Raw genomic sequence first — 25,688 nt, 5'->3', positions numbered from 1 at the left:
TGCTGCGTGGTCTCCCTGGGGGACTGTGTCAGGACCCACTCACTGAAGAAGCGAAGGCTACGACCGTGCGTACGTTCAGCCCCAAGCCCGGCGATGTCCAGCGCCAGTGGCACATCATCGACGCGCAGGACGTCGTCCTGGGCCGTCTGGCCTCTCAGGCTGCCTCCCTGCTGCGCGGCAAGCACAAGACTGTGTACGCCCCGCACATGGACATGGGTGACTTCGTCGTCATCATCAACGCCGACAAGGTGCACCTGTCCGGTAACAAGAAGACCCAGAAGATGGCGTACCGCCACTCTGGCTTCCCGGGTGGTCTGCGCTCCGTCCGTTACGACGAGCTGCTCGACAAGAACCCCGAGAAGGCCGTCGAGAAGGCGATCAAGGGCATGCTGCCCAAGAACACCCTCGGCCGTCAGATGCTCTCGAAGCTGAAGGTGTACTCGGGCTCCGAGCACCCGCACGCTGCGCAGCAGCCGGTTCCGTTCGAGATCACCCAGGTCAAGCAGGGCTAAGTCCCGGCCACCGCCGAACCAGAAAGTCTGAGGAGAATCGTGGCTGAGACCACTGCCGAGATGCCGGTCGAGGGCGTCGAGGAGTACACCACCGAGACCGAGGTTGTTGAGTCGGAGTACACCTCCGAGTCCCTCGCGTCCCGCTTCGGCGACCCGCAGCCGGCCGCCGGCCTGGGCCGTCGTAAGAACGCCATTGCCCGTGTCCGGATCGTTCCGGGCACCGGCAAGTGGAAGATCAACGGTCGCACCCTTGAGGACTACTTCCCCAACAAGGTGCACCAGCAGGAAGTCAACGAGCCCTTCAAGGTGCTCGAGCTCGACGGCCGCTACGACGTCATCGCCCGCATCGCGGGTGGCGGCGTCTCCGGTCAGGCCGGTGCCCTGCGCCTCGGCGTGGCCCGCGCGCTGAACGAGGCGGACGTGGACAACAACCGCGGCCCGCTGAAGAAGGCCGGCTTCCTCAAGCGCGACGACCGTGCGGTCGAGCGCAAGAAGGCCGGTCTCAAGAAGGCCCGCAAGGCTCCGCAGTACAGCAAGCGCTAAACAACGGCTTTGCTGCATTGCTCGAACGCCCCGGCGACACGGTTCCGTGCCGCCGGGGCGTTCGGCCATTGTCGGCCCGGGGCGAAATACGGCGTTGATGCCGTGCAGGCGGCGCAGGCGTAAATGCGCCGGATGCGGCGTATATCTGATTACCGGAGGCGCCGCCCCGGTCCAGGACTCGACACCTCAAGCAAGGGGGCTCGTACCGGGCCCCGCACTCCCGCGTTTTTCGGAGGACACCAGTGGGACGACTCTTCGGTACGGACGGTGTGCGCGGCGTTGCCAACGCCGATCTGACGGCCGAGCTCGCGCTCGGACTGTCGGTGGCGGCGGCGCATGTGCTCGCCGAGGCGGGCACGTTCGAAGGACATCGCCCGATGGCGGTGGTCGGCCGTGATCCGCGGGCGTCCGGGGAGTTCCTGGAGGCCGCAGTGGTGGCCGGTCTCGCCAGCGCGGGCGTCGACGTGCTGCGGGTGGGCGTGCTGCCCACGCCGGCCGTCGCCTACCTGACCGGCGCGCTCGGCGCCGACCTCGGCGTGATGCTCTCCGCCAGCCACAACGCCATGCCCGACAACGGCATCAAGTTCTTCGCCCGCGGCGGCCACAAGCTCGCCGACGAGCTCGAGGACCGCATCGAGCGGACCTACCGCGCCCACGCCTCCGGCGAGCCCTGGGACCGGCCCACCGGCGCCGGCGTCGGCCGCGTCAAGGACTACGACCAGGGCTTCGACAACTACGTCGCCCACCTCATCGGCGTCCTGCCCAACCGCCTCGACGGCATCAAGGTCGTCATCGACGGCGCCCACGGCGCGGCCTCCCGGGTCTCCCCCGAGGCCTTCTCGCGAGCCGGCGCCGAGGTCATCACCATCGGCACCGAGCCCGACGGCCTCAACATCAACCACGAGTGCGGCTCCACCCACCTGGACAAGCTGCGCGCCGCCGTCGTCGAGCACGGCGCCGCCCTGGGCGTCGCCCACGACGGTGACGCCGACCGCTGCCTGGCCGTGGACCACAAGGGCAACGAGGTCGACGGCGACCAGATCCTCGCCGTCCTGGCCCTGGCGATGCGCGAGGCGGACTCGCTGCGCAAGAACACCGTCGTCGCCACCGTCATGTCCAACCTGGGCTTCAAGCTCGCCATGGAGCGCGAGGGCGTCCAGCTCGTCCAGACCGCCGTCGGCGACCGCTACGTCCTGGAGGAGATGAAGGCGGGCGGCTTCGCCCTGGGCGGCGAGCAGTCCGGCCACGTCATCGTCCTGGACCACGCCACGACGGGCGACGGCACCCTCACCGGTCTGATGCTGGCCGCCCGCGTCGCCGCCACCGGCCGCTCGCTGGCCGACCTCGCCGGCGTCATGGAGCGCCTGCCGCAGGTCCTCATCAACGTCCGGAACGTCGACAAGGCCCGCGTCGGCACCTCGCAGGAGCTGGCCGCCGCCGTCAACGCCGCCGAGCGCGAGCTGGGCACGACGGGCCGGGTGCTGCTGCGCTCGTCCGGCACGGAGCCGCTGGTGCGCGTCATGGTCGAGGCCGCGGACCACGAGCAGGCGCGGAAGGTCGCGGAGCACCTCGCGGATGTCGTGAAGACGACGCTGGGCTAGTTCCCCAGGTCCTCGAACGCCGGGCGGGCCGACTTTCGTCGGCCCGCCCGGCGTTTTCGCTACAGCTTGCGCAGCGACAGCCGCTGCACCTTGTGGTCCGGCCCCTTCCGCAGGATCAGGTTCGACCTGCCCCGCGTCGGCGCCACGTTCTCGAGCAGGTTCGGCTTGTTGATCGTCCGCCAGTTGCGCCGCGCGTAGTCCAGCGCCTCGTCCTCCGCCACCTGGGTGTACCGGCGGAAGTACGAGTCGGGGTCGTGGAAGGCCGTGGCGCGCAGCTTCCTGAAGCGGTCGTAGTACCAGCGCTCGATGTCCTCCGCGCGGGCGTCCACGTACACGCTGAAGTCGAAGAAGTCGGCCAGGCTCACCCGGGTGCGGCCGTCCTCGCCGGGGCGCGCCGGCTGGAGGACGTTGAGGCCCTCGATGATCAGGATGTCCGGCCGGTGCACGGTCAGCCGCTCGTCCGGCACGATGTCGTAGATCAGATGGGAGTAGACGGGCGCTGACACCTCGTCCTTCCCGGCCTTCACATCCGCGACGAAGCGGGTCAGCGCCCGGCGGTCGTAGGACTCGGGGAAACCTTTCCGCGACATCAGGCCCCGACGCTGGAGCTCGGCGTTGGGCAGCAGGAAGCCGTCCGTCGTGACCAGCTCCACCCGCGGGTGCTCGGGCCAGCGGGCCAGCAGCTCCCGCAGGAGCCGGGCCGTGGTCGACTTCCCCACCGCCACGCTGCCCGCCACGCCTATGACGAACGGCGTGCCGCGCTGCGCCCCCTTTTCCCCCAGGAAGGTGTTGAGCGCGCCGCGCAGGCTGCCCGTGGCGCCCACGTAGAGGTTGAGCAGGCGGGAGAGCGGGAGGTAGATGTCCCGGACCTCGTCCAGGTCGATGACGTCGCCCAGGCCGCGCAGCCGCTCGACCTCCTCGGCGGTCAGCGACAGCGGGGTGTTCTCGCGCAGCGCGCTCCACTCCGTGCGGGTGAGGTCGACGAAGGGGGAGGAGTCCGCGCGGCGTCGGTGCTGCGGCTGGTCGGTCGTGGTCGGCACGGGCCCATTGTGCGCGTCGGTGACGGGACGATCACCTCCGGGTGGCGTTCACACCGTGACCGGTGGGGGTGATGTGGTGCCGGTGGGTGAAGTTTGCGCTGGGGTCTGTACTTACCCGCGAGTCAGGAATAGCGTCCAGCCCCCTGTCCCTCTCCCCACGCGAGGGGTTCCGTTGTTCGTTCTCCAGCTCGTGCTCCGCCGTGCCAGGAGGGGCGTACGACGTGTCGTACGCCCCCGCCGTAGCGTCCACGCGCCCGTCGGCGCGCCCGCCGCCGGGGCCGTGGCCCCGCGCGACGCCTTCGCCGACCGGGTGCGCGGCGATCTGACCGCCCAGCTGCCGGACGAGGACCTCGGCCAGGACCTCGACGACTGCCTCGACCGGTACGTTCTCGGCAGCAAACCGCGCTGCGAGGAGGTCGAGTATCTGGAGCTGGTCCAGGACGCCATCGACCGGATCGAGCGCGGGCGTTGACCCACGGGCGCTGACACCGGGGCCGTACGCTTCCGTCCATGTGCGGAATCGTTGGCTATGTGGGAGGGCAGTGCGCCCTCGATGTCGTATTGGCGGGGCTGCGGCGGCTTGAGTACCGCGGCTATGACTCGGCCGGGGTGGCGGTCCTGGCCGACGGCGGGCTGGCCTCGGCGAAGAAGGCGGGCAAGCTCGCGAACCTGGAGAAGGAGCTGGCCGACCGCCCCCTCCCCTCCGGCTCGACCGGGATCGGCCACACGCGCTGGGCCACCCATGGCGGCCCCACCGACGCCAACGCCCACCCGCACCTGGACAACGCGGGCCGCGTCGCCGTCGTCCACAACGGCATCATCGAGAACTTCGCGGAGCTCCGGGCCGAGCTGGCCGAGCGCGGCCACGACCTCGGCTCCGAGACGGACACCGAGGTCGTCTCCCATCTGCTGGCGGAGTCCTTCTCCTCCTGCGGCGACCTGGCCGAGTCCATGCGCCAGGTCTGCCGGCGGCTGGAGGGCGCCTTCACGCTCGTCGCCGTCCACGCCGACGACCCGGACGTGGTGGTGGGCGCCCGGCGCAACTCCCCGCTGGTGGTGGGCGTCGGCGACGGCGAGAACTTCCTCGCCTCCGACGTCTCCGCCTTCATCGCCCACACCCGGGAGGCCATCGAGCTCGGCCAGGACCAGGTCGTCGAACTGCGCCGCGACGGCGTCCTCGTCACCGGCTTCGACGGCGCCCCGGCCGAGGGGAACACCCGCGCCTATCACGTCGACTGGGACGCCTCGGCCGCCGAGAAGGGCGGCTACGACTACTTCATGCTCAAGGAGATCGCCGAGCAGCCGAAGGCCGTCGCCGACACGCTGCTGGGCCGCATCGACGCCTCCGGCAGGCTCTCGCTCGACGAGGTCCGCATCCCCGCCTCCGTGCTGCGGGAGGTCGACAAGGTCGTCATCGTGGCGTGCGGCACGGCGTACCACGCGGGTCTCATCGCCAAGTACGCCATCGAGCACTGGACCCGCATCCCCTGCGAGACGGAGCTGGCCAGCGAGTTCCGCTACCGCGACCCGATCCTCGACCAGCGCACGCTGGTGATCGCCATCAGCCAGTCCGGCGAGACCATGGACACCCTGATGGCCCTGCGGCACGCGCGCGAACAGGGCGCGAAGGTGCTCGCCATCTGCAACACCAACGGTTCGACGATCCCGAGGGAGTCGGACGCCGTCCTCTACACCCACGCCGGGCCGGAGGTCGCCGTCGCCTCGACGAAGGCCTTCCTGACCCAGCTCGTCGCCTGCTACCTGGTGGCGCTGTACCTCGGCCAGGTGCGGGGCACGAAGTGGGGCGACGAGATCCTCTCCGTGATCCGCGACCTGTCGGAGATCGCGGGCGAGGTGGAGGAGGTCCTGGAGACCATGGAGCCGGTCCGTGAGCTGGCCCGCTCCCTCGCCGACAAGAACACGGTCCTCTTCCTCGGCCGCCACGTGGGCTACCCCGTGGCCCTGGAGGGGGCGCTGAAGCTCAAGGAGCTCGCCTATATGCACGCCGAGGGCTTCGCGGCGGGCGAGCTCAAGCACGGCCCGATCGCGCTGATCGAGAAGGACGTCCCGGTCGTCGTGGTCGTCCCCTCGCCGCGTGGCCGATCCGTCCTCCACGACAAGATCGTCTCCAATATCCAGGAGATCCGGGCCCGGGGCGCCCGCACGATCGTCATCGCCGAGCGCGGCGATACGGCCGTACACCCCTACGCGGACCATCTGATCGAGGTCCCGGCCACGCCGGTGCTGCTCCAGCCGCTCGTCGCGACCGTCCCGCTCCAGGTCTTCGCCTGCGAGCTCGCCACGGCCCGCGGCAACGAGGTCGACCAGCCGCGCAACCTCGCGAAGTCGGTGACCGTCGAATGATCGTGGGAGTCGGGATCGACGTCGCGGAGATCGGCCGCTTCGACGCCGCGCTCCAGCGGACGCCGGGGATGGCGGACCGTTTGTTCGTGGAGCGCGAGCTGTACCTGCCGAGCGGTGAACGGCGCGGCATCGCCTCGCTGGCGGCCCGCTTCGCCGCGAAGGAGGCTTTGGCCAAGGCATTGGGGGCGCCGCCCGGGCTGCTCTGGACCGACGCCGAGGTCGTCACGGCGGCCAGCGGCCAGCCCTCCCTCGTCGTCACGGGCACGGTCGCGGCACGGGCGGAGGCGATGGGGGTGCGCAGCTGGCACATCTCGCTGAGCCACGACGCGGGGGTGGCGTCGGCGGTGGTGATCGCGGAGAAGTGACGCGGGCCCATCCGGGGGCGTGTGCGGCGTGTGCGGCGGGTCGGAAGGGTCAGAAGGGCCAGGCTTCGGTGTGGGGGATGCCCAGATCGAGCCGCGCCTGCGCGTGGTAGGCGGTCAGCAGGGCCATCAGGTCGCCTTCCACGGGCGTGGTGTCGTGATCGCGGGTCGCGATCTCGATCTTCCACAGGACGCGGTTGACCGCGTTGGCGGCCTCGATCGCCGCCGGCGCGGCCAGCAGGATCAGCGTCTCGAAGAGTACGGACCGCTTCCGTTCCGCCTCCTCCATCGCGGTGAGGAACTCCCGGTGCGTATCCGTCCCTTGCTCTGCCTGCAAAGCTCGCTTCGCGGCGGCGTGTATCTCTTTTACGCAGGAGGCGTACTCGATGTACGTGTCGAGTTTGCGCTCGTCCCAGCGCGTCGCCATGGTGCGCCGGTGCCGGGTGCGCTCGGCTGTGGTCGCGGCGAGGTAGGAGGTCAGGGCGCCGACGAGGACGCCGACGAGCGTCACTATTTGGCCGATCATGTGGCGGTTCCAGTCAGTCGCGTGAGCGGTGGGGGATGATCATCCAACGGGAATCCGCGTCCGCGAGGGCTCGGGGTTGAGAGGAACGCGGTGTCGAGGCCCCGGCCCGGACTCGCACCCCCGTGGCGCGTCCGGGCCGGGCTCGTTCTCGTGCCCCCTGTGCTGCTGTGATGCGATCTTGGTACCTCAAGTCGGCTTGAGGTCAAGGGTGTCGGACCTCACACCCGTAGTTCCGGCGGGAACCCCGTCCACCGCAGCTCCTCGGGCAGGTGGCCCATGTCGTTGTGGATCAGGACCGTCGACGGGCGGTCCGGGGCGTAACGGATCACCGTCAGTGACGCGTTGCCCTGGTTCATGCCCATCCAGCGCCAGTCCGGGGCGTCGTGCGCGGCGCGGACGAACCAGGCCACGAGGAAGTTGTGGGTGACCACGAGTTCGTGGCGCGGCTCGTCGCCCTCCACCGGGCCCGTGAATTCCGCCAGCGCCTCGCGGGCCAGGGCCGGGCCCCGCCGCAGCTCCTCCTCCGTGAAGTCCGCGAAGCGGCTGAGCAGGACGTCCGCGAACTCCGGCGGCAGCTCGTCCCGTTGCGGCACGTACGGGACGTGGTCCCCCGCCTTCTCCGTGCTCCGCAGCGGGACACCGCCGAGCTGCCCGGCGATCAGTTCGGCCGTCTGCCGGGCGCGGGGGAGGGAGCTGTGGTGGATCGCGGTGAGCGGGGCCGTGGCGAGGCGTTTGCCGAGGTGGACGCGAGGCCTCCTCTCCGGTTCCCGGCAGGATGAGAGTAGGCGAGTTGACCCTCCAGCGACGGGAGACACCAAGGTGGCGGGCATGGACGACGACACCACCCGCTACTCCATCGGCGAACTGGCCCGGCTGACCGGCCTGACGGTCAAGACCATCCGGTTCTGGTCCGACGCGGGAGTGGTGCCGCCGACCGACCGCACACCCGCGGGCTACCGGCTCTACGGACCGGACGCCCTGGCCCGGCTCGGCCTCGTCCGCACGCTGCGCGAACTCGGCGTCGGGCTCTCCGCCGTCCAGCGCGTGCTGGGGCGGGAGGTCTCCGTGGCCCAGATCGCGGCCGTGCACGCCGATGCCCTGGACCGGCAGATCCGCACCCTGCGGATGCACCGGGCCGTGCTGCGGGCCGTGGCCGTACGCGGGTCGACACCCGAGGAGCTGGAGACCATGCACAAACTCGCCCAACTGTCCGAGCGGGAACGCCACCGTCTGATAGGCGACTTCATCGACAACGCCTTCGAGGGCATCGACGTCGGCCCGGACTTCCTGGCCATGCTGCGCGACGCGATGCCGATGCTGCCGGACGACCCCACGCCCGAGCAGGTCGACGCCTGGATCGAGCTGGCCGGGCTCGTCCAGGACGACGGATTCCGTGCTGCCATCCGCAGGGCGGCGGCCGACCAGGTGCGGGCCCGCGACGAGGCCGGGGAGCTGGACCCGCACGCGGGATGGCAGCTCGCCGAGCTGATCCGGACGCGTACCGACGCGGCCCGGGAGGCCGGGACCGGGCCGGACTCGCCCGCCGCGCGGCCGGTCGTCGACGAGCTGACGCGCGCCTGCGCGGAGCAGGCCGGCCGGGCGGACGGGCCCGGGTTCCGGGCCTGGCTGCTGGAGCGGCTGGAGATCGGCGACGAGTCGGGCTACGAGCGGTACTGGCAGCTCGTCTCCGCGATCAACGGCTGGCCCGAGCCGCGGATGGGCCCGGCGGTGAAGTGGCTGATCGCCGCGCTGCGGGCGTACGACGCGTAGGGCCGGGTAAACCAGCCGTTCCCCCGCCTCCGCTCCGACCCCTGGCGTATCGTCAGGTTCTCGTCAGGCCAGGGGCGGAGGGGGCGGTTCGGGCGTGCACCCGGCGAGGGAACGCATCGCGGCGGTGTTCGGGCGGAGTCAGGGAAGCGGTTACCTCCTGACGCCGGACCTGATCCTGACCGCCGCGCATGTGGTCGCGGACTGCGACGCCCCCACGGTCGTCGTCCCCGGCGGCGTCGGCAGGGTGCGCTGCCGGGTGGTGTGGGCACGGGACGACCGGCGGCGCTGCGACGTGGCGCTGCTGGTGGCCGAGCGTGACGTCGTGACGGAACAGGCGCTCCCGGACTTCGAGCCGCTGGTCTGGGGGCGTTCGTACGATCTGCGGGTCTGGCCGGGGGCGCAGGCCATCGGCTATCCGCAGGTCCAGCGGGACGGGGCGGACGCGCTCGACACCGAGCAGATCGTGGGCACGCTGAAGCCCGGGAGCAATCTCCTCAGCGGGCGGTACGTCCTCGACAGCGACCACGGCGCGCCGGCGCCGCCCGGCGACGGCGGCTCGCCCTGGGCCGGGATGTCGGGCGCCGCCGTCTTCGTGGACGGGGCGCTCGCCGGGGTCGTCTGCGCCGACCCCGCCGGCTGGCGGCACGGGCGGCTGACGGTGACGCCGTCCGAGGCGCTCTGGCAGGAGTTCCGTTTCCTCCAGGAGTGCCTGATCGCCGGGCACAAGCCCACATCGCGCTCGCTCGCCTCGCCCCGGCAGCTGGAGACCGAGGCGTTCGAGCGCCGGCTGCGGGACTACATCGTCGGCAAGTCCGGCGAGCTGACCATCATCGGGCTGACGCTGGGCGACGGGGAGGCGGAGACGTGGCCGCTCGACGCGGCGTATCTCAGCCTGGAGCTGACCGGCGCCTCCCGTGACGCCGGGGGCGGTCCCCTGCCCTCCCCGCGGCGGGCCGAGGAGGCGCTGGCCGGGCACAAACGGGTGCTGCTGCGTGGCGCCGCCGGGTCCGGGAAGACGACGCTGTTGCAGTGGCTGGCCACGATCACCGCACGTGGCGACCTGCCGCCCGGCCTGGGCCACTTGAGCGGCTGCGTACCGCTGACACTGCCCCTGCGCACCCTCATCCGCAGGGGCGAGCTGCCCCGCCCGGAGGACTTCCTGGCCGCCGTGGCCGCGCCGCTCGCGGGGCTGCCCGCGGCGCGCGGCTGGGCGACCCGGCGGCTGGACGAGGGCACGGCGCTGCTGCTGATCGACGGCGTGGACGAGGTCCCCGAGGCGGACCGGCGCCGCACCCTGGCCTGGGTGAAGGACCTCCTGGCCGCCTACCCCGAGGCGCGCTATGTGATCACGACCCGTCCCTCTGCGGTCCGCGAGGGCTGGCTCGCGGACGCGGGCTTCGCGGAGCTGGAACTCCTCCCGATGAGCCGCGCCGACGTCCTCGCCTTCATCGAGCGGTGGCACAACGCGGCAGGTCAGCGCGAGGACGAGCGGTTACGGGCGTTCGGCGAGTCGCTGAGCGCCGCCGTGGTCGCCAAACGGGACCTCGGCCGGCTGGCCACCAACCCGCTGATGTGCGCGATGATCTGCGCCCTCAACCGCTCCCGGCGCGGCCATCTGCCGCACGGCCGCATGGAGCTCTACCGCGCCGCCCTGGACCTGCTGCTGATCCGGCGGGACCGCGAGCGCGAGATCGCGGTCGGCCTGGAGGGCCCGGAACTGGAACAGGCGCAGACCGCCCTCCTCCAGAAGATCGCCTACTGGCTGATCAGGAACGGCCGTTCGGAGATCGAGTGGCACAAGGCGGTGGAGATTCTCGAACGCGCCCTGCCCGCGATGCCGGCCGTGGCCGCGCGCGGCAGCGCGGAGGAGATCCTGCGCCACCTGGTCGTCCGCAGCGGTGTGCTGCGGCAGCCGACCAGCGGGACGCTGGACTTCATCCACCGCACCTTCCAGGACTACCTGGGCGCCCGGGCCGCCGTCGACGACTGGGACTTCGACCTGCTCGTCAACCACGCCCACGACGACCAGTGGGAGGACGTCCTGCGCATGGCGGTCGGCCACGCCCCGCCGCGCGCCCGCGCGGAGCTGCTGGGGATGCTGCTGGAGCGGGGCGACAAGGATGAGGCCCACCGGCACCGGCTCCACCTGCTGGCCGCGGCCTGCCTGGAACAGGCGCCGGAGATCGCCCCGGACGTACGGGCCCGGGTCGAGCACGCGGCGGCGGAACTCGTCCCGCCGCGCACCGTCGAGGCCGCGCGGGCGCTCGTCGGGGCGGGCAGCGCCGTACTGGACCTGCTGCCGGGGCCCGAGGGACTGCCGGACGAGGTGGCGCACGCGGTGGTCGTGACGGCCACGATGCTCGGCGACGACCGGGCCATCCCCCTGCTGGCCCGCTACGCGACGCATCCGTCGCTGCGGGTGCGGGCCCAGCTGGCGTGGTCGTGGGACCGGTTCGACACGGACCACTACGCGGAGGCGGTGATCGGGCGGTTGGCGTACGAGGACGTGGGGGAGGGGGAGCTGGAGTTCGTGGTGAAGTCGGACGACCACGCCGCCGCGCTCCGGCGGCTGGGCGGCCGGCCCCGGGTGAGGTCGGGCGAGGTGAGGTCGGGCGTGTGGCCGCGGGACGTCAGCGACTGACGTCCAGCCACACCCGCCGCAGCTCCTCCGCCACGGCCAGCGATGTGATCGGCGCGTTCCCCAGCTCGCGCGCCGCCAGGCCATGGAGGTACGCCCCCACCGAGGCCGCGTCGCGGGTGCTCAGGCCGGCCGCGAGGAGGGAGCCGGTCAGGCCGGACAGGACGTCCCCGCTGCCGGCGGTGGCCAGCCAGGGCGTGCCCGTCGGGTTGACCCGCACGGCGTGGGTGCCGTCGGCGACGAGTGTGGTCGAGCCCTTGAGCAGGGCCGTCGCCCCGAAGCGGTCCGCCAGTGCCCGTACGGACGACAGGCGGGACGCCTCGACCTCCTCCCGGGACAGGCCGAGGAGCGCGGCCGCCTCTCCCGCGTGCGGGGTCAGCAGGGTTTCCGCCGAGCGCGCGCGTACGGCCTGCGGGTCGAGCAGCCGCAGGCCGTCGGCGTCCACGAGGACCGGCACGTCGGACGTCAGGACGTCCACCAGGGCCTGACGCGCCTCGGGGCCGTCCCCGAGGCCCGGGCCGATCACCCAGGCCTGCACCCGCCCGGCCTTCGCGGGCGGGCCCGTCGTCACCAGCGTCTCCGGGAAGCGGGCGATCACGGCGTCGGCCGCCGGGCCCGCGTAGCGCACGGCGCCCGCGCCGCCGGCGAGCGCGCCCGCCACGGCGAGCACGGCCGCGCCCGGGTAGCGGGCCGATCCGGCCACGATTCCCACGACGCCGCGGCGGTATTTGTCGCTCTCCGCCTCGGGGCGGGGGAGCAGACCGGCCACGTCCGCGTGCTGGAGGGCCTCGGCGTCCGGCTCGGACGGCAGCCATGGGCCCAGGCCGATGTCGACCGGGCGCAGCGCGCCCGCGTGCTCGCGGGCGGGGTCGATGAGCAGGCCCGGCTTGTAGGTGCCGAAAGTGACGGTCGCGTCGGCGCGCACCGCAGCGCCCGGGACCTCGCCGGTGTCGGCGTCGACGCCGCTCGGCAGGTCGACGGCGACGATCAGGGCGCCCTCGGCCGCCGCGACGAGCTCCTGGGCGGGCTCCCGCAGGGCGCCCTTGCCGCCGATGCCGACGATGCCGTCGACGACGAGGTCGGCGCGGCGGACGGCCCGTACCCCGGCTTCTCCGTCGGCTCCGTCGGCCGTGGTCACCCGGCCGCCGGCGCTCCGGAGCGCCCGCAGGCCGCCGGCGTGGGCGCGGTCGGGGGTGAGCAGCACGGCCGTCACTCCTGCGCCGCGGCGGGCCAGGCGGGCGCCGGCGTAGAGGGCGTCGCCGCCGTTGTCGCCGCTGCCGACGAGCAGGGCGACGCGGGCGCCGTAGACGCGGCGGCCCAGGAGGTCGGCGCAGGCGGCGGCCAGGCCCGCCGCCGCGCGCTGCATGAGCGTGCCTTCGGGGAGCTCGGCCATGAGGGCGCGCTCGGCGGTTCGTACGGTGTCCACGCTGTGGGCAGTCCTCATGGGGGTCAGCCTGCCATGCGCGCGGCGGCGGGGCGCCCGTTTCGGGTGCGGGCGCGACGGCCCGTAAACCGGTCGGCGCCCACACCGCGGCCCTGGCCTGAGAGACTGGCTGCGATGACTGAGACACCGATGCGCGCCCGAGCCGTGGTCGACCTGGCCGCCCTGCGGGCCAACGTACGCGCTCTGCGCGCCCGCGCCCCCCGGGCGCAGCTGATGGCCGTCGTCAAGGCGAACGCCTACGGCCACGGCGCGGTGCCCTGCGCCAGGGCCGCCCGTCAGGCCGGGGCCGAGTGGCTCGGCACGGCCACGCCGCACGAGGCGCTCGCCCTGCGTGCCGCCGGTGACACCGGCCGGCTGATGTGCTGGCTGTGGACGCCCGGCGACCCGTGGCGGGAGGCCCTGGAGGCCGACATCGACGTCTCCGTCAGCGCCCTGTGGGCGCTGGAGGAGGTCACCGCCGCCGCCCGCGCGAGCGGCCGTGTCGCCCGCGTCCAGCTGAAGATCGACACCGGTCTCGGCCGCAACGGCTGCCAGCCCGGCGACTGGGAGAAGCTCGTCGCCGCCGCGCGCGACGCCGAGACGGCCGTGCTGATCAAGGTCACCGGCATCTGGTCGCACTTCGCCTGCGCCGACGAGCCGGGCCACCCCTCCATCCGGGCCCAGCTGAACGTCTTCAAGGACGCCATCGCCTACGCGGAGGCCCAGGGCCTGACCCCCGAGGTCCGGCACATCGCCAACTCCCCGGCCACCCTCACCCTCCCCGAGGCCCACTTCGACCTCGTCCGCACCGGCGTGGCGATGTACGGGATATCCCCGAGCCCCGAGCTGGGCACCCCCGAGGAGCTGGGGATCCGGCCGGTGATGACCCTCTCCGCGTCCCTCGCCTCGGTGAAGCGGGTGCCGGGCGGGCACGGCGTCTCGTACGGCCACCTGTACACCACCCCCGGTGAGACGACCCTCGCGCTCGTCCCCGTCGGCTACGCGGACGGCATCCCCCGCTCCGGCTCCGGCACCGGCCCGGTGCTGGTGGGCGGCAAGTGGCGCACGGTGGCCGGGCGGGTCGCGATGGACCAGTTCGTGGTCGACCTGGGCGGCGACAGCGCGGCCCCCGGCGACGAGGCGGTGCTTTTCGGCCCCGGCGACGAGGGCGAGCCGACCGCCGAGGACTGGGCGCGGGCGACCGGAACCATCGCCTATGAAGTCGTCACACGCATCTCCGCGCGTGTGCCGCGCGTCTATGTCGGAGACAACGACGTCGAGGACACGTTCGAGGACACGGGGGCCTGACATGAGCGAGGGCGGCGGCGACAGTACGGGCACGGTGGCGGCGGGGGCCGTGGAGGTTCTGGGCGGCGCCGCCTGGCGGCGGGGTGCGGGCATCGCGGGCGCGGCCGTCGGGGTCGTCGCCGCCGGAGCCGCGGTCGGGGTCGCCGTGGAACGGCTGACCGTCGGGCGCGGCATGCGCCGCAAGGCGCGGCTGGCCCTCGACTCGTCCGGCCCGTACGGGACGCTGCGAGGCACCCCGGGCACGGCCCTCGCCGAGGACGGCACCGAGATCTACTACGAGGTCGACGAGCCGGAAGCCGAGCCCGGCCGGGCCAGGGGTTTCTTCGGGCGCCGCCCGGAACCGCCGCTCACCGTCGTCTTCAGCCACGGCTACTGCCTCAGCCAGGACTCCTGGCACTTCCAGCGCGCCGCCCTGCGCGCCGCGGGCGTGCGCGCCGTCTACTGGGACCAGCGCAGCCACGGCCGCTCCGCGCGCGGCAAGGGTCAGCGCGAGGCGGGCGAGCCGGTCAGCATCGACCTCCTCGGCCGCGATCTGAAGGCCGTCATTGACGCCGCCGCCCCCGAGGGGCCGCTGGTGTTGGTGGGGCACTCGATGGGCGGTATGACCACGATGGCCCTCGCCGCCCACTACCCGGAGCTGATCGCCGAGCGCGTGGTCGCCGCCGCGTTCGTCGGCACGTCCTCGGGCCGGATGGGCGAGGTGACGTACGGCCTGCCGCCGGTGGGGATGAACGTGCTGCGGCGGACGGTCCTGCCGGGCGCGTTCAGGCTGATGCTGACCCAGACCGACCTGGTGGAGAAGGGGCGGCGGGTGGCCGCCGAGCTCATCGGCGGGATCATCAAGCGCTACTCGTTCGGGTCGCGGGACGTCGACCCCGCGGTGGCGCGGTTCGCCGAGCGGCTGATCGAGGCGACGCCGGTGGACGTGGTCGCCGAGTTCTATCCGGCCTTCGCGGAGCACGAGAAGGTGGCGGCGCTGGCGGCGTTCGCGGGCCGGCCGTTGCTGGTCCTGGCGGGCGAGAAGGACATGGTCACGCCGAGCGACCACAGCCGGGCCATCGGGGAGGCACTGCCGGAGGCGGAGCTGGTGATCGTGCCGGGGGCGGGGCATCTGGTGATGCTCGAGGTTCCGGAGCTGGTGTCGGCGCATCTCGCGCGGCTTGTGGGCAATCGTTCCGCTGGGCGGAACGGGTGGGCACAAGCCGCCCACCGGGCCGCACCCGAATAGCGACCTGTGCCCCGCACGGTGGTCGGGGCGGGGTGGCTGACGCCGTCGTTCGGCGTTGTGCCCACCCGTTCCGCCCTGCGGAACGATTGCCCACAACGCGTGGCGGTTACCATCGGCGGATATGAGCACCCCGCAAGACACCTCCGCGCCGAACGCCGCACGTCTCACCGTCAAGTCCGCCGACGACATGCGGGAGTTGGGCCGCCGGCTCGCCGCGCTGCTGCGGCCCGGTGATCTCGTGCTGCTCTCCGGGGAGCTGGGCGCCGGCAAGACGACGCTGACCCGGGGGCTCGGCGCGGGGCTCGGTGTGCGCGGCGCCGTCACGTCCCCGACCTTCGTCATCGCCCGGGTGCACCCGCCGCTGGGCGACGGCCCGGCCCTCGTCCACGTCGACGCCTACCGGCTGTCCGGCGGGCTGGACGAGATGGAGGACCTGGACCTCGACGTCTCGCTGCCGGAGTCGGTGATCGTCGTGGAGTGGGGCGACGGCAAGGTCGAGGAGCTGTCCGAGGACCGCCTGCGGGTCGTGATCGAGCGCGCGGTGGGCGCGGACGCCCCCGCCGAGGGCGACGAGGACGCCGACGACGTACGCAGCGTGACCGTCACCGGCGTCGGCGCCCGCTGGGCGGGCGTGGACCTCGCACCCCTGGGGTAGTGGACGGCATTCGTTCCGACAAGCCGTCGGCAAGATGTTGCGCGCGCGACACCGGGCGTGGTCACATGGAGGGCAGGAGGGTCGGTTAGGTCTACCTAAGTAGAAGGTGGGCCGTGGCGCCTCCGACCGGCCCGAGCCGCCCCAGGAGGCATTCATGTCGGCCAACGAGCCCGAGCCCACGCCCACCGCCGCCGAGGAGCGCCCCCTGTCGGTGCGCGACCTCCTGGCGTACTGTGCCGCCGCCGACGCCGTCTCCACGCCCCCGAAGGCGCCGGAGCCCACCACCACCGGGCATGCGGATGACGACGAGGGCGACGCCGCGCGCGACGCCGCCTGAAAGAGCTACGGAAAGACCTGGGCTACGGAACGACGACGACCGGCGTGTTGTTCACCGCGAACTCCCACATCGCCCGCCCGTCGGCCGGCTGCTCGCGGATCCCGCCCGTCTTCTTCGTGGCGTCCGGCTTGGGCGAGGAGCCGTCCACGGCCGCGCTGAAGCCGAAGACGACCCCGGCGGCGTCCCGGTGGAAGCGCACCACGTGCTCGATGGGGATGCCGTCCGAGCCGGTGACCGTGGGCGCGCGTGAAGTGACCGCGTAGCTGCCCGGGGGCGGGCTCACAGTGCTGGGCGCCACCTCGAACGTACGGGTGGCCTTGCCGTCCGAGCCCACCAGCCACACCCGCTTCTGCGCGAGCCCGTAGACGACGCGCAGGCCGGTGCCGGAGTTCTCCGGGATCGCGTTCGGCGCCTTGCCCTGCTCCTGCCCGGTGGCGCCGGTGGCCTTGTCCTTGCCCTGATCCCCGTCCTTCGCCTTGCCGGCGGTCTGGCCCGAGGCGTGCGTGGCGGGGTGGTCGGGCGCGGCCTCGGCCTGGACGGCCAGGAAACCGACCCCGGCCAGGGCCGCCACGGTGAGCGTGGCCACGATGATCCCCGAGCTGCTACGTGCCACGCTGCGCACCTTTCGTCCCGCGTGCTGCTGTGCTGCTGTGTGCTGTCGCCGCTGTCCCGCCGTCGTCCCGGCGCCGGCGTGCCGGCCCGTACGGAGCGGCCGTACCGCGGCTTCGTACGGCCATGCGGCTGACCGTAGCACCCGCCCGCGCCCCCGCCGCGCCCCCGGCTCGGGGCCCATGCGCGCGCCGCCCGCCCCATGGTGCGCCGTAGGCTTGTCACGTGCTGCTGCTCGCTCTGGATACCGCCACCCCCGCCGTCACCGTCGCCCTCCACGACGGCGAGTCCGTCGTCGCCGAGTCGACCCAGGTGGACGCCCGTCGGCACGGGGAACTGCTGCTGCCCGCCGTCGACCGTGTCCTCCGCGAGGCGGGCACCGAGCTCGACGCCGTCACCGGGATCGTCGTGGGCGTGGGCCCCGGCCCGTACACCGGTCTGCGCGTCGGCATCGTCACGGCCGCCACCTTCGGCGCCACCCTGTCCGTTCCCGTCCACGGCCTGTGCACGCTGGACGGCATCGCGTACGCCGCCGGGCAGCAGGGGCTCACGGGGGAGTTCGTCGTGGCGACGGACGCCCGCCGCAAGGAGGTCTACTGGGCGCGCTACGCCGACGCCCGGACCCGGATCACCGAGCCCGCCGTGGACCGCCCCGCCGAGCTCACCGAGAGACTCGCGGGCCTGACCGCCGTCGGCGCGGGCGCGGTGCTCTACCGGGACGCCTTCTCGGACGTACGCGAGGAGCTGCCGCAGCACCAGTCGGCGGCCTCGCTGGCGGCGCTGGCCGCCGAGAAGCTCCGCACGGGCGGGGAGTTCCTGCCGGACCAGCCGCTGTACCTGCGCCGCCCCGACGCCCAGGTGCCGGCCAACTACAAGGTGGTCACCCCGCAGTGACCGGGCCAGCAGAAGCGGCCGCCGCCGCAGCCGCCGCCACCGTCCGCGTCCGTGAGATGCGCTGGTGGGACATCGCGCCCGTGCTGGAGCTGGAGCGCGCGCTGTTCCCGCACGACGCCTGGTCCAAGGGCCTGTTCTGGTCGGAGCTCGCCCACGCGCGCGGGGCCAACGCCAACCGCCGCTACGTCGTCGCGGAGGTCGTCGACGAGGCCGGGGCGGCCAGGGTCGTCGGCTACGCGGGCCTCGCCGCCGTCGACGGCACCGGCGACGTGCAGACCATCGCCGTGGCCAGGGAGTACTGGAGCACGGGCCTCGGCGCCCGGCTGCTGACCGAGCTCCTCACCACCGCGAACGCCTTCGAGTGCCGTGAGGTGCTGCTCGAAGTGCGCGTCGACAACACCCGCGCCCAGCGCCTCTACGAACGCTTCGGCTTCGAGCCCCTGGGTGTGCGCCGCGGCTACTACCAGCCCGGCAACATCGACGCGCTCGTGATGCGCCTCTCCGATCCCCTGTCCGCAGTGCAAGGAATGTCCCATGGCTCGCAAGACTGACGAACCCCTCGTCCTCGGCATCGAAACCTCGTGCGACGAGACCGGCGTCGGTATCGTCCGCGGCCACACGCTGCTCGCCGACGCGGTCGCGTCCAGCGTCGACGAGCACGCCCGCTTCGGCGGCGTCGTCCCTGAGGTCGCCAGCCGGGCGCACCTGGAGGCGATGGTCCCGACCATCCAGCGCGCGCTGAAGGAGGCGGGCGTCAGCGCGAAGGACCTCGACGGCATCGCGGTCACCGCCGGCCCCGGCCTCGCGGGCGCCCTGCTCGTCGGCGTCTCCGCGGCGAAGGCGTACGCCTACGCGCTGGGCAAGCCCCTCTACGGCGTCAACCACCTCGCCTCGCACATCTGCGTGGACCAGCTGGAGCACGGCGCCCTGCCCGAGCCCACGATGGCCCTGCTGGTGAGCGGCGGCCACTCGTCCCTGCTGCTGGCGCCCGACATCACCTCGGACGTCCGGCCGCTCGGCTCGACCATCGACGACGCGGCGGGCGAGGCCTTCGACAAGATCGCCCGGGTGCTGAACCTGGGCTTCCCCGGCGGCCCGGTCATCGACCGCTACGCCCGCGAGGGCAACCCCGACGCCATCCGCTTCCCGCGCGGCCTGACCGGCCCCCGCGACCCCATATACGACTTCTCCTTCTCCGGCCTGAAGACCGCCGTCGCCCGCTGGATCGAGGCCAAGCGCGCGGCCGGCGAGAACGTGCCGGTCGCGGACGTCGCGGCCTCCTTCCAGGAGGCGGTCGTCGACGTCCTGACCCGCAAGGCCGTCCGCGCCTGCAAGGACCATGGCGTGGACCACCTGATGATCGGCGGCGGCGTCGCCGCCAACACCCGCCTGCGCGCCATGGCCCAGCGCCGCTGCGAGGACGCGGGCATCACCCTGCGCGTGCCGCGGCCGAAGCTGTGCACCGACAACGGCGCGATGGTGGCCGCGCTGGGCGCCGAGATGGTCGCCCGGGGCCGCGCCGCCTCGTCGTGGGACCTGTCGGCGGACTCGTCGCTGCCGGTGACGGAGACGCACGTGCCGGGCGAGGAGGGCCATGACCACGACCACGAGCACGGCCATGGTCATGGGCACGCGCATGACCACGACCACGTCCACGAGCTGAGCAAGCAGAACCTCTACGAGTGAGGCGGCGGGGCTACGCCCGGACCGGCTGCCCCAGCAGCATGGCCGGCGCCCCCGCCACTCGCGTCAGCACGATGACGCACGAGTGGGGGCCGGAGAGCTTGAGCTTCTTGCGCAGTTCCTCCGGCTCCACCGCCGATCCGCGCTTCTTGATGACGGCGATCCCGATGCCGCGCTCCCGCACGATCGCCTTGAGCTTCTTCAGGTTGAACGGCAGCACATCCGTGATCTCGTACGCCGTGGCGTAGTCCGTCGGCCGCAGCTCGTCGCTCGTCACATACGCGATCGTCTCGTCGATCAGGCCGCCGTCCGGACCGCTGTCGCCCAGCTCCGCAGCGGCCTCCGCCACCAGGTGCGCGCGGATGACCGCGCCGTCCGGTTCGTAGAGGTAGCGGCCCACGGGCCGTACGGCCGGGTCCGGCAGGCCCCGGCCCACCAGGGACGCGCCGCCCGGCAGCAGGGTCGCCCGGCGCGTGCCGGCGTCCGTGCCGAACCACAGCACGGCCTCCTTCACATCGCCGCCATCCGAGATCCACTCGGCCTCCGCGTCCTCGGGCACCGCCTCGTGGGGCACCCCAGGGGCGATCTTCAGGGCCGCGTGGGGGGCCGTACGGGCCGCCTCGATCGCCCAGGACAGCGGGGGCGAGTACGCCTCCGGGTCGAAGATCCGGCCCCGGCCGCCGCGCCGCGCGGGGTCGACGAAGACGGCGTCGTAGGACGAGGTGTCGATCTCGGCGACATCCGCGCAGCGCACCTCGATCAGCTCGGACAGGCCCAGGGCGGCGGCGTTGGCGCGGGCGACCTCGCAGGTCAGCGGGTCGCGGTCGACGGCGAGCACCTCGATGCCGGCGCGGGCCAGCGCGATCGCGTCGCCGCCGATGCCACAGCACAGGTCGGCCAGCCGGCGCACGCCGAGGGCTTCGAAGCGCCGGGCCCGGTAGGCGGCGACGCCGGCCCGTGTGGCCTGCTCGACGCCGTTCGGGGTGAAGAACATGCGGTACGCGTCCTCGGCGCCGAACTTGGCGACCGCGCGCTGCCGCAGCCGGGCCTGGCCGATGGCCGCCGACACCAGCTCGGCGGGGTGGTCGCGGCGCAGCCGGGTCGCCGTGGCGAGCTCCTGGGCGGGGTCGAAGTCGCGCAGCTCGTCGAGGAGGGCGCGGCCCTCGTCGGTCAGAAGGGCGACGAAGGCATCGGTGGCGGGGGCGTTCGGTGCGGGCACGTGTCTCATTCTCGCGCCACCTCCCGTGGCGCGGGCAGCGGGAGGAGGGTGAGGGGGCCCGTGCGGTCCTCGAACGAGTGAACAAGAATCGTGTATGTGAGCACGTCTGTTTCCGGCCGAATACGCGCCGCCGCCCTCGCCTCCGCCGCCCTGCTGCTGACCGGCGTCCTCGCCGGATGCTCCGGCTCGTCCTCCGGCGGCCCGGAGAAGCCGCACAAGGCGGCCGGGACGCCCACCGCGCCCTCCTCCGCCCCCGCCTCCCCGGCGGCACCCGACGCGTACCGCCGCTGGGGCCTGGACAAGCCGCTGGCCCCGCCCCCGGCCCCGCCCGCGAAGAAGCTCACCGACGGGTTCCGGCCGGGCGCGACGCCGCAGGTGATCCGGCGCGTGCCCACCCAGGACAAGGTCGTCTTCGTGACCTTCGACGACGGGGCCGAGAAGGACCCGGAGTTCCTCAGGATGGCGGCGGACCTCAAGGTGCCGTTCACGATGTTCCTGACGGACGACATCGCCCGCGCGGGCGCCGGCTACGGCTACTTCGAGAAGCTCCGCGCCCTCGGCAACGGCATCGACAACCACACCCTCTCCCACCCCAATCTGCGCACTCTCTCCGCCGAGGCGCAGAAGCGCGAGATCTGCGGGCAGCAGGACGCCCTGGCGAAGCGGTTCGGCGGCCGCCCGGCCCTCTTCCGCCCGCCCTACGGCAACTACAACGACGCCACGCTCACCGCCGCGGCCGGCTGCGGGGTGCGCGCGGTCGTGCTGTGGGAGGCGACGATGCAGATCAACGACATGCGCTACGCGGAGGGCGGCGGGCTCCGGCCCGGCGACATCGTCCTGGCCCACTTCCGCGGGCCCCAGGAGCTCAAGGGCACCACGATGACCAGGATGGTGACCAACATGCTGCGCAGCATCCAGGCGCAGGGCTTCACGGTGGCCCGGCTGGAGGACTACCTCTGAAGGGCCGGACCGGACCGCAGGAGTACCGCTCCGTCCACGGGGTAGATCAAAGCTCGCCGCACGCCGAATTGGCACTCCGCTTGACCGAGTGCTAACCGCGTCATAGTCTCGGCTCCGTTGGCACTCTCCACCGGTGAGTGCCAAACACAGCGACGGGCAGGTTCCGGCACCCGCGACGACGGGCCTCCTGGTCGCCACCTCAGACAGTTAACCCCGTGAGATCTCCGAAGGGGGAGGTCGGATCGTGACGACCGCCAGCTCCAAGGTTGCCATCAAGCCGCTCGAGGACCGCATCGTGGTCCAGCCGCTCGACGCAGAGCAGACCACGGCCTCCGGCCTGGTCATTCCGGACACCGCCAAGGAGAAGCCCCAGGAGGGCGCTGTCCTGGCCGTTGGCCCGGGCCGCTTCGAGAACGGCGAGCGCCTGCCGCTCGACGTGAAGGTCGGCGACGTCGTGCTCTACAGCAAGTACGGCGGCACCGAGGTGAAGTACAACGGTGACGAGTACCTCGTCCTCTCGGCTCGCGACGTTCTCGCGATCATCGAGAAGTAGTTCACCCGAGGCTCCCTGAGCCTTCGAAGCTTGTGAACAGTGCCCCTGGTTCCCGTGCCTGCACAGCCGGGCGCCGGGGGCGCGGTTCGTTTTGAGACCCGGCGAAGGATACGTACCCCATGGCCAAGACCCTGAAGTTCGACGAGGACGCCCGTCGCGCCCTTGAGCGCGGCGTCAACAAGCTCGCCGACACCGTGAAGGTGACGATCGGTCCCAAGGGCCGCAACGTCGTCATCGACAAGAAGTTCGGCGCCCCCACCATCACCAACGACGGTGTCACCATCGCGCGCGAGGTCGAGCTCGACGACGCGTACGAGAACCTGGGCGCCCAGCTCGTCAAGGAGGTGGCGACCAAGACCAACGACATCGCGGGTGACGGCACCACCACCGCCACCGTGCTGGCCCAGGCGCTGGTCCGCGAGGGTCTGCGCAACGTCGCCGCCGGCGCCTCCCCGGCCTCCCTGAAGAAGGGCATCGACGCCGCCGTCAAGGCCGTCTCCGAGGAGCTCCTGGCCACCGCCCGTCCGATCGAGGACAAGGCCGACATCGCCGCCGTCGCCGCGCTGTCCGCGCAGGACAAGCAGGTCGGCGAGCTGATCGCCGAGGCCATGGACAAGGTCGGCAAGGACGGTGTCATCACCGTCGAGGAGTCCAACACCTTCGGCCTGGAGCTGGACTTCACCGAGGGCATGGCCTTCGACAAGGGTTACCTCTCGCCGTACATGGTCACCGACCAGGAGCGTATGGAGGCCGTCCTCGACGACCCGTACATCCTGATCCACCAGGGCAAGATCTCCTCCATCCAGGACCTCCTCCCGCTGCTGGAGAAGATCATCCAGGCGGGTGGCTCCAAGCCGCTGCTGATCATCGCCGAGGACGTCGAGGGCGAGGCCCTGTCGACCCTGGTCGTCAACAAGATCCGTGGCACCTTCAACGCCGTGGCCGTCAAGGCCCCGGGCTTCGGCGACCGCCGCAAGGCGATGCTGGGCGACATGGCCACCCTCACCGGTGCCACCGTCATCGCCGAGGAGGTCGGCCTCAAGCTCGACCAGGCCGGTCTGGACGTGCTGGGCACCGCCCGCCGCGTGACCATCACCAAGGACGACACCACCATCGTCGACGGTGGCGGCAACTCCGAGGACGTCGCGGGCCGCGTCGCCCAGATCAAGGCCGAGATCGAGTCCACCGACTCGGACTGGGACCGCGAGAAGCTCCAGGAGCGCCTCGCCAAGCTCGCCGGTGGCGTCTGCGTCATCCGCGTGGGTGCGGCCACCGAGGTCGAGCTCAAGGAGCGCAAGCACCGTCTGGAGGACGCCATCTCCGCGACCCGCGCCGCGGTCGAGGAGGGCATCGTCTCCGGTGGTGGCTCCGCTCTGGTCCACGCCGTCAAGGTCCTCGAGGACAACCTGGGCAAGGAGGGCGACGAGGCCACCGGTGTCTCCGTCGTCCGCCGCGCCGCCGTCGAGCCGCTGCGCTGGATCGCCGAGAACGCCGGCCTCGAGGGCTACGTCATCACCTCCAAGGTGGCGGAGCTCGACAAGGGCCAGGGCTTCAACGCCGCGACCGGCGAGTACGGCGACCTGGTGAAGGCCGGTGTCATCGACCCGGTCAAGGTCACCCGCTCCGCCCTGGAGAACGCCGCGTCCATCGCCTCCCTGCTGCTCACGACCGAGACCCTGGTCGTCGAGAAGAAGGAAGAGGAGCCCGCCGAGGCCGGTCACGGTCACGGCCACGCCCACTGACGCACCCTTCGCCCATTCGGGTGATACGGCCGGGGCCCGGCCTCCCTCGTGGGAGGCCGGGCCCCGGTCCGTTGTGGTGCCGTCAGTTGGGCCCGTAGCGGCGGCCCGTCGACGAGCCGGCGCGCGAGACCGCGCGGCGGGGCGCCAGCTTCAGCAGACCGGTCAGCGCCTTGTAGCGCGGGTCGGGAATGGACAGTGCCTTCCCCCGGGCGAGGTCCTTCAGCGCCGCGTCGACCAGCTTGTCGGCGTCCAGCCACATCCAGCCGGGCACGTTGTCCGTCCCCATGCCGGCCCGCTGGTGGAACTCGGTGCGGACGAAGCCGGGGCAGAGCGCCATCATCCGCACCCCGCTGCCCGCCAGATCCCGCGCGGCGCCCTGGGTGAACTGCACCACCCACGCCTTGCTCGCCCCGTACGTCCCCCGGGGGACGAACGCGGCGACCGAGGCCACGTTGACCACACCGCCGCGCCTGCGCTCCCGCATGCCGGCCGCCGCGGCCGAGGTCAGCCGCAGCACCGCCTCGCAGTGCACCTTGAGCATCGTCAGCTCGTCGGCCATCGGGACCTCGAGATAGCGGCCCTTGTTGCCGAAGCCCGCGTTGTTGACCAGCAGGTCGACCGGGTTCTTGCGATCCGAGAGCCGGGCCTCGACCGCCGCGATGTCCTCCTCCCGCGACAGGTCGGCGCGGAGCACCTCCACCTCCACGCGGTGGCGGTCGTGGAGCTCCGTCGCCTGTTCGCTCAGCCGCTTCTCATCGCGGGCCACGATGACCAGATTGTGTCCGTCGGCCGCCAGCCGCCGGGCGAAGGCCGCGCCGATGCCCGCGGTGGCTCCCGTGATCAGTGCAGTCGTCATACGGGAACGTTAGTGCCCGGCACACCCTCCCGGCTGCCTTCCCCCTCCTCGGCCCGTCCCTCGGGTCGCGCGTCGGCGCGATTCTGACGTTCCCTGTACGCCAGGGCCTTCTCCAGCAGCTCGGGGTGGAGCGCGTCGCCCGCCGCGAGGAGACCGGCCCGCAGCGCCTGATCCGTCGTCAGCGCGCGGAAGGCGTAGGAGACGGTCACCTCGTGCGCGGGGCGGTGGACGACGGTGATGGTGTCGCCCGCGCGGATCTCTCCGGGCTCGATGACACGCAGATACGCCCCGGGCGCGGCTTCCTGGGTGAAGCGGCGGATCCAGCCCGACTCGCCCAGCCAGTCGGCGAAGACGCGGCAGGGGATGCGCGGAGAGGTGACCTCCAGCAGCAGATCCGTACCTATGCGCCAACGCTCTCCGATGCGCGCGCCGTTGACGTCGACCCCGAGGGTGGTGAGGTTCTCCCCGAAGGCGCCGTGGGGCAGCGGGCGGCCCAGCGCGCGCTCCCAGCCGTCGAGGTCCTCCCGGGCGAAGGCGTAGACCGCCTGGTCGTCACCGCCGTGATGGCGCAGGGAGACCACCGCGTCGCCCGCGAGGCCGCTGCCCGCCGTGCCCTTCGGGCCGGGGGCGGCCACGGCGACCGGGCCGGGGACGGGGCGCTTGTCGATGCCGCTCGCGAGCCCGTCGGCGAAGGCGCCCTCATGGCCCGGGCGATCGCCCGAGGTCCGGGCCCGGCCGACGTTGAGGGAGAGCAGACGCATGGGGGAAGCCGTGGCGCGATCCATGGAACGAGCCTAAGCGGCGCGCCCTCAAAGCGTCGAGCGAATATTTCGCATCGACCCCAAGGTGGCCTTATGCTCGGTTC

26 protein-coding genes are annotated in these 25,688 nt (G+C 72.5%); 18 read left to right on the top strand and 8 right to left on the bottom strand.

From position 1 onward, the window contains the following. Window positions 1-65 precede the first annotated feature (65 nt). The 3 genes from rplM (at window position 66) to glmM (ending at window position 2,656) form a co-directional block, all read left to right on the top strand. Window positions 66-512 carry a 50S ribosomal protein L13 gene (rplM, locus tag RM609_RS07270; protein ID WP_311608904.1) on the top strand — a complete coding sequence of 149 codons (447 nt, stop codon included), beginning with the start codon at window positions 66-68 and terminating at the stop codon, window positions 510-512. Window positions 513-551: 39 nt separating this feature from the next. Then, window positions 552-1,055 (top strand): 30S ribosomal protein S9, encoded by a 504-nt coding sequence (rpsI, locus tag RM609_RS07265; RefSeq protein WP_126914669.1) that lies wholly within the window; start codon window positions 552-554, stop codon window positions 1,053-1,055. 242 nt (window positions 1,056-1,297) lie between these two features. Next, entirely contained in the window at window positions 1,298-2,656 is a 1,359-nt protein-coding gene (glmM, locus tag RM609_RS07260; RefSeq protein ID WP_311608901.1) for a phosphoglucosamine mutase, read from the top strand. Between the two features lie 59 nt (window positions 2,657-2,715). Here glmM and coaA read toward each other — a convergent pair whose 3' ends face one another. Further along, window positions 2,716-3,696, bottom strand: coding sequence for a type I pantothenate kinase (gene coaA / locus RM609_RS07255; protein ID WP_311608900.1), 981 nt, complete (start codon window positions 3,694-3,696; stop codon window positions 2,716-2,718). A gap of 172 nt (window positions 3,697-3,868) precedes the next feature. On the opposite strand from coaA, the gene RM609_RS07250 reads away from it, so the two are divergent. From RM609_RS07250 to RM609_RS07240, 3 genes are read left to right on the top strand one after another with little or no spacing between them, the layout of a single operon-like run. Continuing rightward, window positions 3,869-4,168 carry a hypothetical protein gene (locus RM609_RS07250; protein ID WP_311608898.1) on the top strand — a complete coding sequence of 100 codons (300 nt, stop codon included), beginning with the start codon at window positions 3,869-3,871 and terminating at the stop codon, window positions 4,166-4,168. A 38-nt stretch (window positions 4,169-4,206) separates the two neighbouring features. Continuing rightward, a complete protein-coding gene (gene glmS / locus RM609_RS07245; RefSeq protein ID WP_311608896.1) occupies window positions 4,207-6,060 on the top strand; it encodes a glutamine--fructose-6-phosphate transaminase (isomerizing) in 1,854 nt (617 codons plus the stop codon). Continuing rightward, a complete protein-coding gene (locus tag RM609_RS07240; protein ID WP_311608893.1) occupies window positions 6,057-6,425 on the top strand; it encodes a holo-ACP synthase in 369 nt (122 codons plus the stop codon). The genes glmS and RM609_RS07240 overlap by 4 nt, the downstream gene beginning before the upstream one ends. Before the next feature lie 49 nt (window positions 6,426-6,474). On the opposite strand, the gene RM609_RS07235 is transcribed toward RM609_RS07240, so the two are convergent. Together RM609_RS07235 and RM609_RS07230 are read right to left on the bottom strand one after the other, a co-directional pair. Then, entirely contained in the window at window positions 6,475-6,948 is a 474-nt protein-coding gene (locus RM609_RS07235; protein ID WP_311608892.1) for a hypothetical protein, read from the bottom strand. Window positions 6,949-7,166: 218 nt separating this feature from the next. After that, a complete protein-coding gene (locus RM609_RS07230; protein WP_311608891.1) occupies window positions 7,167-7,778 on the bottom strand; it encodes a histidine phosphatase family protein in 612 nt (203 codons plus the stop codon). Here RM609_RS07230 and RM609_RS07225 point away from each other — a divergent pair. Then, window positions 7,777-8,718, top strand: a complete 942-nt coding sequence (locus tag RM609_RS07225; RefSeq protein WP_311608890.1) for a helix-turn-helix domain-containing protein — start codon at window positions 7,777-7,779, stop codon at window positions 8,716-8,718. The genes RM609_RS07230 and RM609_RS07225 overlap by 2 nt on opposite strands. A gap of 94 nt (window positions 8,719-8,812) precedes the next feature. Continuing rightward, window positions 8,813-11,359 (top strand): NACHT domain-containing protein, encoded by a 2,547-nt coding sequence (locus RM609_RS07220; RefSeq protein ID WP_311608888.1) that lies wholly within the window; start codon window positions 8,813-8,815, stop codon window positions 11,357-11,359. On the opposite strand, the gene RM609_RS07215 is transcribed toward RM609_RS07220, so the two are convergent. Then, complete coding sequence (locus tag RM609_RS07215) at window positions 11,349-12,800, bottom strand: NAD(P)H-hydrate dehydratase (protein ID WP_311608886.1); 1,452 nt, start codon at window positions 12,798-12,800, stop codon at window positions 11,349-11,351. The genes RM609_RS07220 and RM609_RS07215 overlap by 11 nt on opposite strands. Window positions 12,801-12,914: 114 nt before the next feature. On the opposite strand from RM609_RS07215, the gene alr reads away from it, so the two are divergent. From alr to RM609_RS07195, 4 genes are all read left to right on the top strand, one after another. Beyond that, entirely contained in the window at window positions 12,915-14,087 is a 1,173-nt protein-coding gene (alr, locus tag RM609_RS07210) for an alanine racemase (protein WP_311608884.1), read from the top strand. 1 nt (window position 14,088) lies between these two features. Next, a complete protein-coding gene (locus tag RM609_RS07205) occupies window positions 14,089-15,315 on the top strand; it encodes an alpha/beta fold hydrolase (RefSeq protein ID WP_311608882.1) in 1,227 nt (408 codons plus the stop codon). A gap of 121 nt (window positions 15,316-15,436) precedes the next feature. Next, window positions 15,437-15,970 (top strand): tRNA (adenosine(37)-N6)-threonylcarbamoyltransferase complex ATPase subunit type 1 TsaE, encoded by a 534-nt coding sequence (gene tsaE, locus RM609_RS07200; protein WP_311608881.1) that lies wholly within the window; start codon window positions 15,437-15,439, stop codon window positions 15,968-15,970. A gap of 154 nt (window positions 15,971-16,124) precedes the next feature. Next, window positions 16,125-16,307 (top strand): hypothetical protein, encoded by a 183-nt coding sequence (locus tag RM609_RS07195; RefSeq protein ID WP_311608878.1) that lies wholly within the window; start codon window positions 16,125-16,127, stop codon window positions 16,305-16,307. Window positions 16,308-16,329: 22 nt separating this feature from the next. Here the strand turns inward: RM609_RS07195 and RM609_RS07190 are convergent, their stop codons facing one another. Next, a complete protein-coding gene (locus RM609_RS07190; RefSeq protein ID WP_311608877.1) occupies window positions 16,330-16,920 on the bottom strand; it encodes a hypothetical protein in 591 nt (196 codons plus the stop codon). A gap of 221 nt (window positions 16,921-17,141) precedes the next feature. Here RM609_RS07190 and tsaB point away from each other — a divergent pair, with 221 nt between their 5' ends. From tsaB to tsaD, 3 genes are read left to right on the top strand one after another with little or no spacing between them, the layout of a single operon-like run. After that, window positions 17,142-17,810 carry a tRNA (adenosine(37)-N6)-threonylcarbamoyltransferase complex dimerization subunit type 1 TsaB gene (gene tsaB / locus RM609_RS07185; RefSeq protein WP_311608875.1) on the top strand — a complete coding sequence of 223 codons (669 nt, stop codon included), beginning with the start codon at window positions 17,142-17,144 and terminating at the stop codon, window positions 17,808-17,810. Between the two features lie 56 nt (window positions 17,811-17,866). Further along, on the top strand, window positions 17,867-18,361 hold the full coding sequence (rimI, locus tag RM609_RS07180) for a ribosomal protein S18-alanine N-acetyltransferase (protein WP_311609146.1): 495 nt from the start codon (window positions 17,867-17,869) through the stop codon (window positions 18,359-18,361). Then, entirely contained in the window at window positions 18,345-19,496 is a 1,152-nt protein-coding gene (gene tsaD, locus RM609_RS07175; RefSeq protein WP_311608874.1) for a tRNA (adenosine(37)-N6)-threonylcarbamoyltransferase complex transferase subunit TsaD, read from the top strand. The genes rimI and tsaD overlap by 17 nt, the downstream gene beginning before the upstream one ends. Before the next feature lie 10 nt (window positions 19,497-19,506). Here tsaD and RM609_RS07170 read toward each other — a convergent pair whose 3' ends face one another. Beyond that, window positions 19,507-20,721: a THUMP-like domain-containing protein gene (locus RM609_RS07170; RefSeq protein ID WP_311608873.1), complete on the bottom strand. Its 1,215-nt coding sequence runs from the start codon at window positions 20,719-20,721 to the stop codon at window positions 19,507-19,509. An 87-nt stretch (window positions 20,722-20,808) separates the two neighbouring features. On the opposite strand from RM609_RS07170, the gene RM609_RS07165 reads away from it, so the two are divergent. The 3 genes from RM609_RS07165 (at window position 20,809) to groL (ending at window position 23,967) form a co-directional block, all read left to right on the top strand. Further along, window positions 20,809-21,672 carry a polysaccharide deacetylase family protein gene (locus tag RM609_RS07165; protein ID WP_311608872.1) on the top strand — a complete coding sequence of 288 codons (864 nt, stop codon included), beginning with the start codon at window positions 20,809-20,811 and terminating at the stop codon, window positions 21,670-21,672. Between the two features lie 244 nt (window positions 21,673-21,916). Next, window positions 21,917-22,225, top strand: coding sequence for a co-chaperone GroES (gene groES / locus RM609_RS07160; protein WP_004955293.1), 309 nt, complete (start codon window positions 21,917-21,919; stop codon window positions 22,223-22,225). 119 nt (window positions 22,226-22,344) lie between these two features. Continuing rightward, a complete protein-coding gene (groL, locus tag RM609_RS07155) occupies window positions 22,345-23,967 on the top strand; it encodes a chaperonin GroEL (protein WP_311608869.1) in 1,623 nt (540 codons plus the stop codon). Between the two features lie 82 nt (window positions 23,968-24,049). Here groL and RM609_RS07150 read toward each other — a convergent pair whose 3' ends face one another. Next, the gene (locus tag RM609_RS07150) at window positions 24,050-24,823 is read right to left on the bottom strand and encodes an SDR family NAD(P)-dependent oxidoreductase (RefSeq protein ID WP_311608868.1); all 774 of its coding nucleotides are present in this window, start codon (window positions 24,821-24,823) and stop codon (window positions 24,050-24,052) included. Then, complete coding sequence (locus tag RM609_RS07145) at window positions 24,820-25,584, bottom strand: MOSC domain-containing protein (RefSeq protein ID WP_311609145.1); 765 nt, start codon at window positions 25,582-25,584, stop codon at window positions 24,820-24,822. The genes RM609_RS07150 and RM609_RS07145 overlap by 4 nt, the downstream gene beginning before the upstream one ends. Between the last annotated feature and the right edge of the window lie 104 nt (window positions 25,585-25,688).

Source organism: Streptomyces hesseae, assembly GCF_031845785.1.
GTDB classification, from domain to species: domain Bacteria; phylum Actinomycetota; class Actinomycetes; order Streptomycetales; family Streptomycetaceae; genus Streptomyces; species Streptomyces hesseae.
The sequence above is the reverse complement of the archived record's forward strand: the minus strand, read 5'-3'. Positions and strand labels throughout refer to the sequence as shown.